This is a genomic window from Paenisporosarcina sp. TG20 (assembly GCF_000286315.1).
Classification (GTDB): Bacteria; Bacillota; Bacilli; order Bacillales_A; family Planococcaceae; genus Paenisporosarcina.
Genome location: NZ_ALJG01000275.1, coordinates 1 through 15,928 on the forward strand (window position 1 = coordinate 1; position 15,928 = coordinate 15,928).

At 37.6% G+C, this 15,928-nt stretch carries 21 protein-coding genes and 1 other annotated feature; all 21 genes read left to right on the plus strand.

Annotated elements, in window-relative coordinates:
* The first annotated feature begins 217 nt into the window (after positions 1-217).
* The 21 genes from B371_RS0108375 to pheA all read left to right on the plus strand — a co-directional run bounded on the left by B371_RS0108375 (position 218) and on the right by pheA (position 15,544).
* Positions 218-973: an A24 family peptidase gene (locus tag B371_RS0108375; protein ID WP_019413861.1), complete on the plus strand. Its 756-nt coding sequence runs from the start codon at positions 218-220 to the stop codon at positions 971-973.
* Between the two features lie 88 nt (positions 974-1,061).
* A complete protein-coding gene (locus B371_RS0108380; RefSeq protein WP_050995790.1) occupies positions 1,062-1,724 on the plus strand; it encodes a hypothetical protein in 663 nt (220 codons plus the stop codon).
* Positions 1,725-1,810: 86 nt separating this feature from the next.
* Positions 1,811-2,431, plus strand: a complete 621-nt coding sequence (locus B371_RS0108385) for a nucleoside triphosphate pyrophosphatase (protein ID WP_040681208.1) — start codon at positions 1,811-1,813, stop codon at positions 2,429-2,431.
* Positions 2,421-3,119: a DNA repair protein RadC gene (gene radC / locus B371_RS0108390; RefSeq protein ID WP_019413864.1), complete on the plus strand. Its 699-nt coding sequence runs from the start codon at positions 2,421-2,423 to the stop codon at positions 3,117-3,119. The genes B371_RS0108385 and radC overlap by 11 nt, the downstream gene beginning before the upstream one ends.
* Positions 3,120-3,213: 94 nt before the next feature.
* Positions 3,214-4,230: a rod shape-determining protein gene (locus B371_RS0108395; protein WP_019413865.1), complete on the plus strand. Its 1,017-nt coding sequence runs from the start codon at positions 3,214-3,216 to the stop codon at positions 4,228-4,230.
* A 14-nt stretch (positions 4,231-4,244) separates the two neighbouring features.
* Positions 4,245-5,147 carry a rod shape-determining protein MreC gene (mreC, locus tag B371_RS0108400; RefSeq protein ID WP_019413866.1) on the plus strand — a complete coding sequence of 301 codons (903 nt, stop codon included), beginning with the start codon at positions 4,245-4,247 and terminating at the stop codon, positions 5,145-5,147.
* The gene (mreD, locus tag B371_RS0108405; protein WP_026023002.1) at positions 5,147-5,671 is read left to right on the plus strand and encodes a rod shape-determining protein MreD; all 525 of its coding nucleotides are present in this window, start codon (positions 5,147-5,149) and stop codon (positions 5,669-5,671) included. Before mreC ends, mreD begins: the two co-directional genes overlap by 1 nt.
* Before the next feature lie 22 nt (positions 5,672-5,693).
* A complete protein-coding gene (minC, locus tag B371_RS0108410; RefSeq protein WP_019413868.1) occupies positions 5,694-6,365 on the plus strand; it encodes a septum site-determining protein MinC in 672 nt (223 codons plus the stop codon).
* Position 6,366: 1 nt separating this feature from the next.
* Positions 6,367-7,164, plus strand: coding sequence for a septum site-determining protein MinD (minD, locus tag B371_RS0108415; RefSeq protein WP_019413869.1), 798 nt, complete (start codon positions 6,367-6,369; stop codon positions 7,162-7,164).
* Between the two features lie 48 nt (positions 7,165-7,212).
* Positions 7,213-8,193 carry a nuclease-related domain-containing protein gene (locus B371_RS0108420; protein ID WP_369751094.1) on the plus strand — a complete coding sequence of 327 codons (981 nt, stop codon included), beginning with the start codon at positions 7,213-7,215 and terminating at the stop codon, positions 8,191-8,193.
* Between the two features lie 518 nt (positions 8,194-8,711).
* Positions 8,712-8,870, plus strand: coding sequence for a hypothetical protein (locus B371_RS23465; protein WP_157185176.1), 159 nt, complete (start codon positions 8,712-8,714; stop codon positions 8,868-8,870).
* A 364-nt stretch (positions 8,871-9,234) separates the two neighbouring features.
* The gene (locus B371_RS23470; RefSeq protein ID WP_157185177.1) at positions 9,235-9,444 is read left to right on the plus strand and encodes a hypothetical protein; all 210 of its coding nucleotides are present in this window, start codon (positions 9,235-9,237) and stop codon (positions 9,442-9,444) included.
* 406 nt (positions 9,445-9,850) lie between these two features.
* Complete coding sequence (locus tag B371_RS0108430; RefSeq protein ID WP_019413872.1) at positions 9,851-10,414, plus strand: hypothetical protein; 564 nt, start codon at positions 9,851-9,853, stop codon at positions 10,412-10,414.
* Positions 10,401-11,000: a site-2 protease family protein gene (locus tag B371_RS0108435; protein WP_019413873.1), complete on the plus strand. Its 600-nt coding sequence runs from the start codon at positions 10,401-10,403 to the stop codon at positions 10,998-11,000. Before B371_RS0108430 ends, B371_RS0108435 begins: the two co-directional genes overlap by 14 nt.
* Before the next feature lie 39 nt (positions 11,001-11,039).
* Positions 11,040-11,116: a sequence feature (ribosomal protein L21 leader region), on the plus strand.
* Between the two features lie 14 nt (positions 11,117-11,130).
* Positions 11,131-11,439 carry a 50S ribosomal protein L21 gene (gene rplU, locus B371_RS0108440; protein WP_019413874.1) on the plus strand — a complete coding sequence of 103 codons (309 nt, stop codon included), beginning with the start codon at positions 11,131-11,133 and terminating at the stop codon, positions 11,437-11,439.
* A gap of 2 nt (positions 11,440-11,441) precedes the next feature.
* Entirely contained in the window at positions 11,442-11,777 is a 336-nt protein-coding gene (locus B371_RS0108445; RefSeq protein ID WP_019413875.1) for a ribosomal-processing cysteine protease Prp, read from the plus strand.
* Positions 11,778-11,792: 15 nt separating this feature from the next.
* A complete protein-coding gene (gene rpmA / locus B371_RS0108450) occupies positions 11,793-12,083 on the plus strand; it encodes a 50S ribosomal protein L27 (protein WP_026023004.1) in 291 nt (96 codons plus the stop codon).
* A 279-nt stretch (positions 12,084-12,362) separates the two neighbouring features.
* Positions 12,363-12,896 carry a Spo0B domain-containing protein gene (locus B371_RS0108455; protein ID WP_019413877.1) on the plus strand — a complete coding sequence of 178 codons (534 nt, stop codon included), beginning with the start codon at positions 12,363-12,365 and terminating at the stop codon, positions 12,894-12,896.
* A gap of 3 nt (positions 12,897-12,899) precedes the next feature.
* The gene (gene obgE / locus B371_RS0108460) at positions 12,900-14,186 is read left to right on the plus strand and encodes a GTPase ObgE (protein ID WP_019413878.1); all 1,287 of its coding nucleotides are present in this window, start codon (positions 12,900-12,902) and stop codon (positions 14,184-14,186) included.
* A 17-nt stretch (positions 14,187-14,203) separates the two neighbouring features.
* Positions 14,204-14,659, plus strand: a complete 456-nt coding sequence (locus tag B371_RS0108465) for an ACT domain-containing protein (protein WP_019413879.1) — start codon at positions 14,204-14,206, stop codon at positions 14,657-14,659.
* Between the two features lie 12 nt (positions 14,660-14,671).
* Positions 14,672-15,544: a prephenate dehydratase gene (pheA, locus tag B371_RS0108470; RefSeq protein ID WP_019413880.1), complete on the plus strand. Its 873-nt coding sequence runs from the start codon at positions 14,672-14,674 to the stop codon at positions 15,542-15,544.
* Positions 15,545-15,928: the final 384 nt, after the last annotated feature.

Sequence of the window (15,928 nt, forward strand, 5' to 3'; positions counted from 1 at the left end):
GTAACGGAAATCACAAGACTTTAAAAGAAGGCCGTCTTATTCTAAAGGTTATAGTGCAGTAGGTTTGTACTTTCTTCAAGGACGGGGCGACTTTCCCCGGTTTTCTTATTATGAAATTGGCTAAATTGTAAAAAAAACTAATTATTAAGGAATTAGAATAAATCTACTAGAACCATTATCTATAGACGATGTTTACTTCTAAGAATGAGGGGCAATTATGGAGATTCTTTATACACTATATTTTTTCTTATACGGACTTATTTTTGGTTCTTTCTTTAATGTCGTAGGATTGCGTTTACCCAAAGATGAATCCATCGTTTCTCCACCTTCGAGATGCACGATTTGTGATCGACGACTGACGATAAAAGATTTAGTGCCCGTGTTGTCATTCGTTTTCTTGAAAGGAAAATGTCGAGGGTGTGGCACTAAGATTCATTGGCTATATCCGGTGATGGAACTTGCAACTGGTCTATTATTCGCATTTGCGTACTGGCAACTCGGTTTTTCTTTGGAACTAGTTGTGGCGATCTTGTTTATTTCTATGCTCGTGATTATCACCGTTTCTGATCTAGCATATATGCTTATTCCCGATAAAGTTCTATTATTTTTCGGAGTCCTCCTTATTATTGCCCGCTTCCTTTCTCCACTGGATCCTTGGTGGGATAGTGTAATAGGTGCTGCGGGTGGATTTGGTCTGTTGTTATTAATTGCGATTGTGTCGAAAGGTGGCATGGGGGGCGGAGACATCAAATTATTCGCTGTGATTGGACTAGTGCTTGGGTTGATACCTACATTACTAACACTATTTATAGCGGCGTTTATTGGGTCTATCGTGGGTGTCATACATTTACGTCGTTCAAAACAAGGACGTAAAACGCCGGTGCCTTTTGGTCCATCGATCGCACTGGCGGCTATCATCGTTTATTTTTATGGATCACAAATGCTCGATTGGTATAAGAATTTGTTATTTTAACACGAAAACTTTTTTGAACAAGACGACACCGGTCTTGTTCTTTTTTATTGCTCACATGTTAGCGTTAAAAGAAAAACGGGGTGATGTTATGCGTTTTTCGAAATCATTTTCAAAGTTTTCCTATACACTCGCAATTTTACATGGTTTTTTCATCGGAGCCATTTCGATTGGCCTATTTGCAATTTTAATTCAATGGCAAGACATCACTGGTCCAGAAACACCGGCAACACCGACCACTGAAGCACCTCAAGCTGAGGATGGGAAAGAGACACCTGATAAAGTGACAGTCGATGCTCCAAAAGTAACAGAAACAACACCAACGTCATTTTATGCTAAACAACACGGGGTGTTCACTACTGCAACTGGTGCTACCACTTTTATGCAAACGAGCGCCTCTTTAAAATCATCAGCAATTATAATTGCAGATGAGCAATATTATGTGTGGTCGGCAGCAAGTAGTGTTGAAAGTGAAGTGAAAACTACTGGAACCATCGAATCATTTGTTAAACCATTTCGCATCAATACAGCCGCTTGTACAGAACCAGCGATGCAAAAACTGCCTATTTTCCTTGCCTATCCAGAACCTGCAAAATTTAATTTTGAGAGTACAGGAAATCAACAATCAATTCCTAAGGATTGGTTAACCAATATTGCTGCTATATCAACACTTTCGGAAGATTCTAACGTGATCCGTGTACAACTTTTATCGCATTATTTAATACAAAATGATTGTATCAAAATTGAATTTTAACTATAGCTAATTGGTCAAAATGGAATTATTGCCCTTTGTACACATTTTCCAACTTTGCTATCTTTCGGTATGATGGCAAAAAGGAGATGATTTCATTGAAATTTAAAACAAGCAAACCGCTAATTTTAGCATCGGCTTCACCAAGAAGAAAAGAATTACTCACTTTATTAGGTGTGCCGTTTGAGGTGGAAACGATGGAGGTAGATGAACTTTCAATCGGTGGTTCTTCACCTGCCGAATTAGTTTGTAACATCGCGATAGAGAAAGGACTTTATGTCGCAGAACGAAATCAACATGCAATCGTCATCAGTGCCGATACAATGGTGTTTCTTGATGATGAACCCTTGGGCAAGCCTAAAGATAGCGAAATGGCATTAGACCACTTACGTAGGCTATCAGGTCGAACTCATACCGTTATAACAGCTGTAGCGATCTTTTTCGATGGTATTTGTAGTATGTTCTTCGAGAAAACAAAAGTTACTTTCTATTCACTATCCGAACAATGGATTCATGATTATGTCGCAACTGGGGATTGTTTTGATAAAGCAGGTGCTTATGGCATTCAAACTCAAGGCTCACTGATGGTGGAACACATAAATGGAGATTATAACAGCGTTGTCGGTTTGCCGGTTGCAGCACTCTATCGAGAAATGAAAAACTTGCAGTTAATCGAGTTAGTAAAACAAGGTGCACGATATGATAACTGATATTAAACCAACACTTATGATTCGTGAATTGCCCGCTTCAGAGCGCCCACGTGAGCGTTTAATGAACCAAGGTGCGGCAGCCTTGTCCAATCAAGAGTTAATTGCAATTCTTCTACGGACAGGCACGAAACAAGAATCAGTGTTGCATTTAGCAAACCGCGTATTAATATTTTTTGAACAACTACATGAATTGAAAAATGCCACAATAGAGGAAATTATGTCTGTTAAAGGAATAGGTGAAGCGAAAGCTATTCAATTACTGGCGGCAGTTGAACTCGGCAGGAGATTAGCTCAACAACAAACGGATGGTAAATTTACTGTACGTTCACCAAAAGATGCAGCAACATTTTTAATGACTGACATGACGTCATTAAAACAAGAAAACTTTGTCGTGCTTTTTATGAATGTGAAAAATCAAGTGTTACATAAACAAACAATTTTTATTGGTAGTTTAAACGCAAGTATTGTTCATCCTAGAGAAATATTTAGAGAAGCGGTAAAAAGGTCGGCAGCCTCAATTATTTGTGCTCATAACCATCCGTCTGGAAACCCTTCTCCATCACCAGAAGACATAGAAGTAACTAAGAGATTACAAGAGGCAGGACAGATTATGGGCATCGAATTACTTGATCATGTGATTATCGGAGATCATCAATTTATTAGCCTAAAAGAAAAGGGGTACATGTAGCACTGTGATTTTCTCTTTTTATCCGTTATAATCAAAGTTATGGTTTAGATTAAGCTAAGTTAAATTGGCTGAGGATAGAAAGGAAGAATGTTACGTGTTTGGATTTGGAGCGAAAGATGTTGGAATTGACCTAGGAACAGCAAATACATTGGTATTTATTAAAGGAAAAGGGATCGTTTTACGCGAACCTTCAGTAGTAGCTAAAAATACAATAAATGGTGATATCGTCGCAGTAGGAAATGATGCTAGAAATATGATTGGTCGTACACCTGGATCAATTGTTGCCATTCGTCCTATGAAAGATGGAGTTATTGCAGATTTTGATATAACGACAGCTATGATTGAATATTATTTAAAAGAAGCTTTGAAAACATCAGGTGGAAGATGGAAAAAACCTAACGTCATGATTTGTGTGCCTTACGGAATTACTTCTGTGGAGAGACGCGCTGTTATTGATGCAGCTCGACAAGCTGGAGCTCGTGATGCTGTCACAATTGAAGAACCATTTGCAGCCGCAATCGGTTCTAACTTGCCAGTTTGGGAACCTACTGGAAGTATGGTCGTTGATATAGGTGGCGGTACAACTGAAGTTGCGGTAATCTCTCTTGGAGGTATCGTTACAAGTGAGTCTGTCCGTGTAGCAGGTGATGCGATGGATCATGCTATTACAAGTTACATTCGTAAAATTTACAACTTAACCATTGGTGAGCGTACGGCAGAAGCTATAAAAATAGAAATTGGTTCTGCAAAAGTTACTGATGATGTTGAAAAAATGGAAATCCGTGGTCGCGACTTAGTAACGGGATTACCAAAAACTCTTGAAATCACATCAAAAGAAATTGCAGAGGCACTTCGTGAGTCTGTTGCCGCAATTATCGATGGCGTGAAAAAAACTTTAGAGCAAACACCCCCGGAACTATCTGCTGATGTAATGGAACGTGGAATTGTTTTAACAGGCGGTGGGGCACTTTTAAGAAATTTAGACAAAGTTATTAGTGATGAGACAAACATGCCGGTATTCGTTGCAGAGAACCCATTAGATTGTGTCGCAATTGGAACAGGTATGGCTCTTGATCATATGAACATGATTCGTCAAAACTCTAAACAATAAGGAGGATCGTTCCAATGCCGCAATTTTTTTCGAATAAGCGATTAATTTTGCTGCTTGTTGGGGTTATTTTTCTTGTGGCATTGATTAGCTTCTCTTTAAGAGATCGTGATAATGTGTCTTTACCTGAACAAATTATTAAAGATGTCGTTGGTTTCGGACAATCAATTTTCTCGAAACCAACGCACTACATAACAGGTGTCTTCGATAATGTCGATTCTTTGTTAAATACGTACGAAGAAAACAAACGACTAAAAGGACGTTTAGAAGAATTTGCGAAATTGCAAGCTGACGTCCACGATCTATCATCCGAGAATACTAGATTACGCGAAATAGTCGGTAAAGAAGATGATCTTCGAAATTATGAACCAATTCAAGCAACTGTAATCGCTAGAAATCCTGATCAATGGGAAAAAAAGTTGATACTCGATAAAGGACAAGTCCATGGGATTGAAAAAAACATGGCAATCATTACTGCACAAGGTTTAATCGGTAAAGTAATACTAACTACTCCGTTTACGTCGACTATCGAACTTTTATCATCTCAAAACCCGAACTATCGTGTATCTGCAATGGTTATGGGTGAAAAAGAAATATTTGGACTAATTGAAGGATATGATGATGAACGAAAAGAACTTATTCTAAAACGAATAGATTCCAATATTGAAATCGAAGTTGGTCAGAAAATCGAAACATCAGGACTTGGTGGGGTTTTTCCGAAAGGTTTATTAATTGGTGAAATTACTGAAGTCTCAACAGATGATTTTGGATTAACGAAAATGGCTTACATTAAACCGGCTGCCGATTTCACACTACTAGATCATGTGATGATCACGAAGCGAGCAATGACAACGGTTGGTGGGTCTGAGGAAGATAGTACTGCGACCGATGACGCTCAAGGTGACGAGGATGGGTCATGATGTTACGTCTTATAGTGCCAGCCATTGCTGTCGTATTGTTCTATCTTGAACCCGTTTTTGGATTGTTTTCTCCCCTCGACATTGGTGGGGAGTATCGTTATTTAATCCCTCGATTTCTCATCATGTATTTAATTTTCATTTCAATTTATTATAATCGTAATCGTGCAATGGCCTATGGGTTACTTTTTGGGGTCTTGTATGATGTGTTTTTCCTTGATATTATTGGATTATACTCTTTTTTATATCCATTAATATGTTTAATTGCTAGTTTTATTGTAAAGTATATTCATCAGCATTTAATAATAACTACAGTTATATCACTAGTTTTAGTTACTGGTCTTGAATTTGTTTTATACCAATTCTTCTTATTTATTGGTTTAACGGACATTTCTCTACAAGTATTTATTAGTGAACGTTTAATTCCAACAATGCTTGCTAACTCAATATTCTTAGTGGTGCTCGGCTGGGCATTTAAATACGTAATCAATGCGCGCTTGCTGCAAAGATTAAATCAGCCAAATTGATTTTACGCGTGAGGTGACGCATTTGTCGAAAAAACAACTAGTCTACATAAAAGGGACAAAAGACGGTTTGGTCCTTCAGCTGGATGATCAATGCGCATATGCCGAACTAGTGGAAGAACTAAAGCGAAAAGTATCGGAAGAAGGCATTGATGGACAAGCAGAGGTTGTATTACAGCTTGGAAATCGCTATTGTACTGAAGAACAAGTCAAAGAACTTATTGCAAGCGTGCACACAACACCGCATTTACGTGTTTCAAGAGTGCAAAGCGACGTGATATCGGTTGAAGAGAGTAATCTACGTGTTTTGGAACGCCAATCGGAAACATTTATTGGCATCGTACGTTCTGGACAAGTGGTTCGCGCACAAGGCGATTTAGTAGTTGTCGGAGATGTTAACCCAAACGGTAAGATTATTGCAGGAGGAAGTATTTTTGTTCTCGGTCGCTTAAAGGGAATTGCCCATGCAGGAGCGAATGGTAATAAAGAAGCTGTCATCGGTGCATCTTGGTTAGAAGCTACACATCTAATGATTAATGAAACACTGGAAATAATGACAGACGAATTAACTGTATTATCTGAACAACCGGAAATGGAATGCGCATACTTGCACACAAATGGCTTTATCGCCATCGATCGTTTACAAGAACTGCGTTTGTTGAGACCGTATTTATCTACATTTAAAGGAGGAAGCTAATGTGGGAGAAGCTATTGTAATTACTTCAGGTAAGGGAGGCGTTGGCAAAACTACGACAACTGCTAACCTTGGGACTGCATTGGCACTTCAGGGCAAAAAAGTGTGCTTAGTAGATACCGATATTGGATTGCGTAACCTAGACGTGGTACTAGGTTTAGAAAATCGGATTATTTATGATTTGGTTGACGTAATTGAAGGTCGTTGTAAAGTACACCAAGCTTTAGTGAAAGATAAGCGTTTCGATGATAAATTATTCCTATTGCCAGCATCACAAACGACAGATAAAAACGCCATTAACCCTGAACAAATGAAAATACTTATAAGTGAATTAAAACGTGATTACGATTATGTCATCATTGACTGTCCAGCAGGCATTGAACAAGGATACAAAAACGCTGTAGCTGGAGCAGATCGCGCGATTGTCGTTACGACACCTGAGATTTCAGCGGTTCGTGATGCGGATCGAATTATTGGTTTACTGGAGAAGGAAGATATTGCTCCACCCAAATTGATAATTAACCGCATTCGTCAACATCTTATGAAATCTGGTAATGCTCTAGATGTTAATGAGATTACTAGCCACTTATCAATTGATTTACTAGGGATCATTATGGATGATGAAAGTGTCATTACATCTTCTAATAATGGAGAACCCATTGTTATGGATCCAACAAACCGTGCAGCATTAGGATATCGCAACATTGCCCGACGTATTTTAGGAGAGTCTGTTCCTTTAATGTCTATGGACGAAGGAAACAAAAGCATATTCTCAAAAATTAAATTAATTTTCGCTAAATAAATTAGCTAAATCCCCCACTCTGAGATTGAGTGGGGGATTTTTTTAGGAGTGATAAGATTGAATGTTTTGAAGACTCATGATTTGGATGTGTTGCGAATTAGTGTATTAAATTCTCGTATTGCAACAAATTTGAAAACTATGCGTAGTTATCGAAATGTCAAAGCTGGATTTTCAGGTGAAGGAAAAGTAACGAAATATCTAAAAGAAGCTCTTCTAACACCGAAGATTACAATTTATCGTAATATCATATTGGACAATACACAAATTGATGTCATTGTTGTAACGCCTAAGTTGATTTGTATATTGGAAGTGAAAAATATGGTGGGAGAATTTTATTTTGATGCAAGAACGAAGCAGTTCTTTCGAATAATAGATGGCAATAAAGAAGGTATGAAAAATCCGGAACTTCAATTACAACGCGCTGTGAAAACTTTACAGACTAAACTTCATCGTAAAGAAATAGATATGCCAGTTTGTGGTTTGATTATTTTAGCGAGTCGCGCTGGGATTGTAATTGAATATCCGACACTTTTTCAAGCCATACCTATTGATGCGATGTGCGATGCACTAGAACAACTAGAATCGAGTAGTCATAAATTACTGACGAATAAGGATTTGAAAAAAGTAGATCATATATTCAAAAGAGAAGTTTTTGAAGTCCACGATGAAGAGTTACTAGATCGATTGGGAATAGAACGAACAGAGGTAATTCCTGGTGTAAGGTGTATAGCTTGTTCAAGTGTTGGAATGAAACGCATTTACTCGACATGGGTGTGCGGGAACTGTGGCTGCAAGGACAAAGAAGCACATATGGCTACTTTGCAAGAGTATCAACTGTTGTTCGGAAGAGAAATTAAGAGTCAAGGTGTGAAGTGGTGGTTAGGGATTGATGATAAATATTTAGTGAAACGCATCCTTATCCAAGTAACTGAAGAAAGTTTTGGGAATACTCGTAATAGACATTACAAGTTAAAATTTGAACCATGGTTACTGGATCAGTTTTTAGCATCGGAAATGAAGAAATATTAGGAGATAATTGGTTAGTTGCCCCAATCAGAGGGAAAGTTGCCCCAATAGGATCAAAAGTTGCCTCAATCGAAACGATAGTTGCCCTAATAACCATAAAAGTTGCCCCAATCCAAATAAAAAAGATTTTTATATTTACAATAAGTGGGGAATTTGCCGTATTTGGATTGGAAATCCCTTAATGTATGGTAAAGGACTTCAATCGGAACTAAATTAGTGATATTTTCAAGATCATTTTTTAAGGAATTAAAGGAATCCAAAGAAAATTGAGGATAAAATCACGTATAAAGTTATCCTTGACTCATTTTCTAAAGATAGTTCTGGAAAACTATTAATTTACAATTAATTTCAGATTAGAATGATATGTTTCAGTAATAATTAAACTTAGAGGATTGGTTCAATTCGCAATCTCACACGGAAATTAGATTAAACACAGAAAACACATGATTACTATAATTGAAAAGTCAAAGTACAAAACTTAATTAGACAGCCCTACGCATTCGCGAAGGGCTGCGTTTTTTGTGAAAGAAATTGTGTGGGAATTAGGAGGGAATTGGTTAGTTGCAACGAAATCGAGAAAGTTGCAACGAAATCCCGAAAGTTGCAACCAAATCGAAATAGTTGCAACCAATCCACAAAAGTTGCAACGAAATACCATTCAGTCCGCAATCTCACAATGAAGATTTGATTAAACAGAGAAAACACATGATTACTATAATTAAAAAGTCAAAGTACAAAACTTTATTAGGCTGCCCCACGCATACACGAAGAGCTGCGTTTTTTATGAAAGAGATCGTGTGGGAATTAGGAGAAAATTGGTTAGTTGCAACGAAATATCAAAAGTTGCAACCAAATCCCGAAAGTTGCAACCAAATATGAAAAGTTGCAACGAAATCCCGAAAGTTGCAACGAAATACTATTTAGTCCTCAATCTCACGATGAAGATTAGATTAAACACAGAAAACACATGATTACTATGATAAAAAGTCAAAGTACAAACCATAATTAGGCAGCCATACGCATACGCGAAGGGCTGCGTTTTTTGTGAAAAAAATCGTGTGGGGAATTAGGAGGAAATTGGTTAGTTGCAACGAAATCGAGAAAGTTGCAACGAAATATCAAAAGTTGCAACCAAATCCCGAAAGTTGCAACCAAATTGAAATAGTTGCAACCAATTCATTGAAAGTTGCAACGAAATACTGTTCAGTCCGCAATCTCACAATGAAGATTAGATTAAACACAGAAAACACATGATTACTATGATTGAAAAGTCAAAGTACAAACCATAATTAGTCAGCCCTACGCATACGCGAAGGGCTGCGTTTTTTGTGAAAGAAATCGTGTGGGGAATTAGGAGGAAATTGGTTAGTTGCAACGAAATCGAGAAAGTTGCAACGAAATACCATTCAGCCTTCAATCAAAAGATAAATCAGCAATCAAAATTTCCAAAGTTTTATTAATAGTAGATAGTAGTTAACAATTCCCAAAGAATATGTAAAAAATCATCAAAATTGATGACATTATGTTTTAATTTTGATAGAATCCTTTAAATCTCTGCAACGAAAATCAAAAACATTTTTTTGAATCTATGAATTCGTCTTTTGTACCTGTAATCACCTCATTCAGAGTTGCATATACTACCCGAAAAGGGGGCTTCGTTATGCAATCTGCACAAAGATGGATTATAGCATTTATAACAACTGTTGGTATCATTGCGCTTATTCAAATTCAAGAACAAGATAATCAAACTTCACAACTTCGTACACTGTTCAATCAAGGAAAAGACGTTCAAATGGTTCGAGAATATGTTCTAGCCCAAATCCCGAAAAACTGGCAGCCTAAGTTAGTTACAGTTTCAACTAAGCCAACCGAAGATCCTATGATTCCAACATTGGCGACGTATGAGTCAATGCAACCATATGAAAAAGGCGTGATTGTTTCATACAATTCACCAATTCAAGTATTGGCCCGTGAAGACGGTATTATTCTGTTCACAGGACACACACGTTACACAGGAAAAACAATGACTGTTCTTTATGATAGCGGGGACGTGGTAACTTATGGTTTTGTGGAAAACTTTTCAAATCTACCGTATACAGCAATTGCTGCTAACGACTTGATTGCAGAAATGAAGGCAGGTTCGATGTATGTGAAAGTGGAGAGTGATGGTAAAAATCTAGAACCTTCAGCGGTTACAGAGTGGATGATGAATGTATCTCAATAAAATTCGCTTGCACCCAATCTTGTTACCCATTATTATTTATCTTATTGTCACATCTCAATTTGCTTATTACAGCATAATTTTTAGTTCATTACTAATTCACGAACTTGGACATATTGTGGCCGCTAAATGGACAGGCCTAAAGTTGGAGAGTTGCACGATCCTTCCATATGGTGGAGAAATTAAGATTAAAAGACTTCATCATGCTCCGGCACACCACCAGTGGCTAATTGCAATTGCTGGACCTTTGTCAACGGCAATCCTATATTTAGTGGCACAGCTTTTTGAATTCCCAGGACAAGACTTTTTCAATACGGTTCAGTTGACGATACTTGCGTTAAATTTACTGCCTATTTTGCCTCTAGACGGTGGACAAGCGTTAAAAGCTATCATTGGTAAACGCCATCAAGATACATATTTAGCGCTTTCTATTTGTGTTTCAACTCTGCTTATTTTAGTTAGCCATGATCAACTTCATCTCTCATTCATTTTTGCATTTATTACCTTTCAAAATATTCGTACTTGGCAATATAGAAAATATGAAGAAGTGTTTAATAAAGTTTTGACTAAGCAGTTGACTCTTCCATAGAATAATGGTAGAATTTTAATGTTATTGTTTGTAGCACCCGTGCTACTACAACCGCTCTGAAGGGGTATAAGAATCTGAAAAGATCACCTCATTTTAAGGCGAGTCTGAGTCTAAGAGGAGGTGCAGTAAAATGTACGCAATTATTGAAACTGGTGGAAAACAAATTAAAGTTGAAAAAGGTCAAGAAGTATACATCGAATTATTGGATGTTAATGCTGAAGACGTTTTTACATTCGATAAAGTTTTATTCGTAGGTGGAGACGATGTGAAAATTGGCGTTCCTTTCGTAGAAGGTGCAACAGTTAAAGCAACAGTCGTGAAAAACGGCCGAGCTAAAAAAATCACAGTTTTCAAATACAAAGCGAAAAAGAACTATCGTCGTAAACAAGGTCATCGTCAGCCTTACACAAAACTTGTTATTGATTCAATCAACGTGTAAAAATGATTAAAATAAAAGTTGATAAAGATCAATCAGATAACATTCGTTCTTTTGAAATGAAGGGCCATGCAGAATTTGCTGAGTATGGAAAAGATTTAGTATGCGCAGCCGCAACTGCTGTATCTTTTGGATCAGTTAATGCGATTGTCAAACTTACTAAAGTTATTCCTGAGGTAAAGCAAGGACAAGACGGTGGTTTTCTCAAAGTCTCGTTCCCTGATAATCTTGATCAACAAACGAATGAGCAAGTACAATTAATTGTACAAGCTATGATTGTCTCTTTACAAACAATTGAACAAGATTATCAACAACACATAAAAATATCCTTTAACAGGTAGGAGGTGGGACAAATGATGTTAAGATTAGATCTTCAGTTTTTCGCATCGAAAAAAGGTGTAGGTTCAACTCGTAACGGACGTGACTCACAATCAAAACGCCTTGGCGCTAAACGTGCTGATGGTCAATTCGTTTCAGGTGGTTCAATTTTATTCCGTCAACGCGGAACTAAAATTCATCCAGGTGAAAACGTAGGCCGCGGTGGAGATGACACACTATTTTCTAAAGTTGACGGAGTAGTACGCTTTGAGCGTTACGGCCGCGATAAGAAAAAAGTTAGTGTATATCCTGTAGCTCAAGAAGCTTAATTCAAACCAGCCAAAGGACTGCATAGCTGCAGTCCTTTTTCTTTTTCCCTAAAAACAAAATTTACCATTAATATTGGCTAGAAAGCGCTCATGACTTCATTTATAAGGTCAGAAAAGTTAAATTAGTCGGCATTTCATCTTATTAGAACTATAACTAAGGCTAAAGTGAATTTTTCGTTATTTAATGTGTCAGGCTAAAGACATTCCTTATTTACGACAAAATTGCTCTAATCTTGGTATACTTAGGAAATGAGATTAGCATAATGGAGAGTGTGACATATGAATACCAAACCTTTGTCGGTAAATGATGCACTACGATTTGCCAGACATGATTTCTTGAATCAGTTACAGCTTGTAAAAATGAATATTGATCTTGGTCAACTGGAAGATGCAAAAACGGTAATTGATCGCTACACCACAGAAGTTAAAGCATTTTATGAGTTAACAAAGTTAAACATCCCATATACTTCTGAGTGGTTACAAACGGCTAATTGGCGGTTTTTAGGATTTCAAGTGAACATAACTAGTCAAATTGAATCCACATGTAACCCATTATTAGATCACCCTATTTATCAGTTGCTTGAACAAACAACCAAACTTTTACATGAAAAATTAAATCCATATTCAGAACAGCAATTGCACGTTCATATTGTATGTAACCCGACCGAATTTAGAATAACGGTGGAAGCAAACGGTGAATGGGAACCGATACAGCAAGAAATTATCTACGAACAATCACTAATTACACTGACCTATGAATATAAAACGACCAAGAAATGGCGTTTTCATATAGAAGAAAGCAAGGAGGAATAGTCTATGTTTGTCGATCACGTAAAGATATCCATTAAAGGTGGAGATGGCGGAGATGGTATGGTCGCTTTTCGCCGTGAAAAGTATGTGCCAAATGGCGGACCTGCAGGTGGAGATGGTGGACGCGGAGGAAAAGTAATTTTTGAAGTTGAAGAAGGATTACGTACTTTAATGGATTTCCGCTATAAGAAATTTTTCAAAGCAAATCGTGGAGATCACGGTCAAAGTAAAAATATGCACGGACGTGGTGCGGATGACTTAATTATAAAAGTTCCACCAGGTACAGTGGTTATGGCTCATGAAGGTGGACCTGTTTTAGCTGACTTAGTTGAACACGGTCAACAAGCTGTTATTGCTAAAGGCGGTCGTGGAGGACGTGGGAATTCACGTTTCGCAACTCCTCAAAATCCAGCACCTGAGCTTTCTGAAAAAGGTGAACCAGGTCAAGAAATTGAAGTTACATTAGAATTAAAAGTGTTAGCTGATTGTGGACTAGTTGGATTTCCAAGTGTAGGAAAATCTACAATCTTATCTGTTGTGTCTGCAGCTAAACCGAAAATTGCAGCATATCATTTCACAACAATTGTTCCAAACCTTGGAATGGTTGAAACGACTGATGGCCGTAGTTTTGCCATGGCAGATTTACCTGGTCTTATCGAAGGAGCTAGTCAAGGAGTAGGTCTAGGTCACCAGTTCTTACGTCATATTGAACGAACACGTGTAATTGTGCATGTTATCGATATGTCTGGAATTGAAGGTCGGGTTCCCTATGAAGATTATGTGACAATTAATGAAGAGCTAAGTCAATATAATTTGCGTTTATCAGAACGTCCACAATTAGTTGTTGCTAACAAAATGGACATGCCTGATTCTGAAGAGAACTTAGCTGAATTCCGTAAGCAATTACCAGAAGATGTTAAAGTATTTCCGATTTCAGCACTTTCTCGTAAAGGCTTAAACGAACTGCTATTTGCAATTGCAGATTTACTAGAAGTCACTGAAGATTTCTTATTGCATGAAGTAAGTGAGGAAGAATCGGACAAAACTGTGCTATACAAACATCAACCTGAAGATATCTTCATGATTACTCGTCATGATGATGGAGCATTTGTATTAAGTGGTTCATCGATTGAACGCTTGTTTAAAATGACTGATTTCTCTCGTGAAGATACAATTCGTCGTTTCGCTCGTCAACTTCGTGGAATGGGTGTTGACGAAGCACTGCGCGAAAAGGGTGCGGAAAATGGAGATGTTGTAAGACTTCTTGAATTCGAATTTGAATTCATCGATTAGAAAGTGGTGACGACGATATGAAAGACGTGTCTAACCAACGATATTTTTTAGTACGTGAAGATGTTTTGACAGAAGCAATGCAAAAAACACTCGATGCTAAGCAGTTGTTGCACAGTGGAGAAGTCGCGTCAATTTGGGATGCTGTAAAAAAGGTAGACTTATCCCGAAGTGCTTTTTATAAATATCGAGATGCTGTCTTTCCATTCCACTCAATTGTTCGTGAACGTATTCTTACTGTCTTTTTGCAACTAGAAGATCGCAATGGAACCCTTGCCACTCTGTTAAATACGGTGGCACAGGCCCAGTGTAACGTATTAACCATTCATCAAACAATTCCCATTCAAGGTCGTGCAAACGTGACACTATCACTCGATGTAACGGCTATGAATGTGCAATTGGATGATTTTATTCAACAACTAAAACGTTTAGATTTTGTAGAGTCGGCAGAAATTATTAGTTCTGGCGCATCATAAGGGGAGTCTCAAATGGATAAAAAAACTTGGGAGTCACGCGTTGCTTACTTAGGACCAGAAGCATCTTTCACACATCTAGCTGCTGAAGAAGTATTTCCAGGCGAGTGGCTAATGCCTTTTACAACGATTCCAGAATGTATTGAGGCTGTGGCAAATGATGAAGTAGAATTTGCTGTTGTGCCACTTGAAAATGCTTTGGAAGGATCTGTACCTTTAACACTTGATTATTTGTTTCATGATGTAGATTTGTATGTGTCAGCAGAGATTTTATCTCCAATCCAGCAACATTTTATGGTCCATCCAGACCAAGTACATAACTGGGGAAATGTTGAATCAGTGTTCTCGCACCCTCATGCACTGGCTCAGTGTCATAAATATTTGTATTATCGTTTTCGTGGAAAGCCTCTTGAGCAGACTTCATCGACTGCAGCTGCAGCGAAATTTGTTTCTGAACAACCAGACCATACATATGCTGCTATAGGTAATGAGTTTGCTGCTAAGAAATACGGATTAACAATTGTTGATCACAATATTCATGATTTTCATTTCAATCATACAAGATTTTTTGTTCTTCAAAAATCTAAAATTAAGCTAGATAAAACAGGTCATGACGAAACGGCAAAGACTACACTAATGATTCAGTTACCAGTAGATGATCGTTCTGGTGCCCTTCACCAAGTGTTATCTGTATTTGCATGGCGCCAATTAAACTTAAGCAAAATTGAGTCAAGACCCTTAAAAACTGGCCTTGGTCATTACTTCTTTATCATGGATGTTCTAGAAGATGAACAAACACCTATGATGCAAGGTGCTCAAGAAGAACTCCGTGCTTTAGGTTGTACAGTGAAATCTCTAGGTACGTATTTTACATACAAAAAGGAATGAATGCAGACACTGCATTCATTCCTTTTTTAAAAAAAATTTCTTTTTTAAAGTTTAATTGATTTTTACTATGAAAATGCACTTCCATATAATTGGAAGTGCATTTATTGTTTTTAATGGCTTCTTCAACTAATGCAACCCGTTAGCACCACAACAGTAACAGCAGTTTGTTCAGCTAAAGCTATCCATATAGATAAAGAAATATTCTATAATTTCAAGCTTGTTTATGATGTTTTTAATGTTTGTGCAGACTTATCGAGATAGACGTCTAAAAACGTACCATTACTAATTTTTATAACTACAGCATTAGTAATAATAGCAACATCACCCAACCGTTTTTTTTAGGAGTAGGTTCTGTAAGATACCGCTGATTTGCGCTCCAGGCGG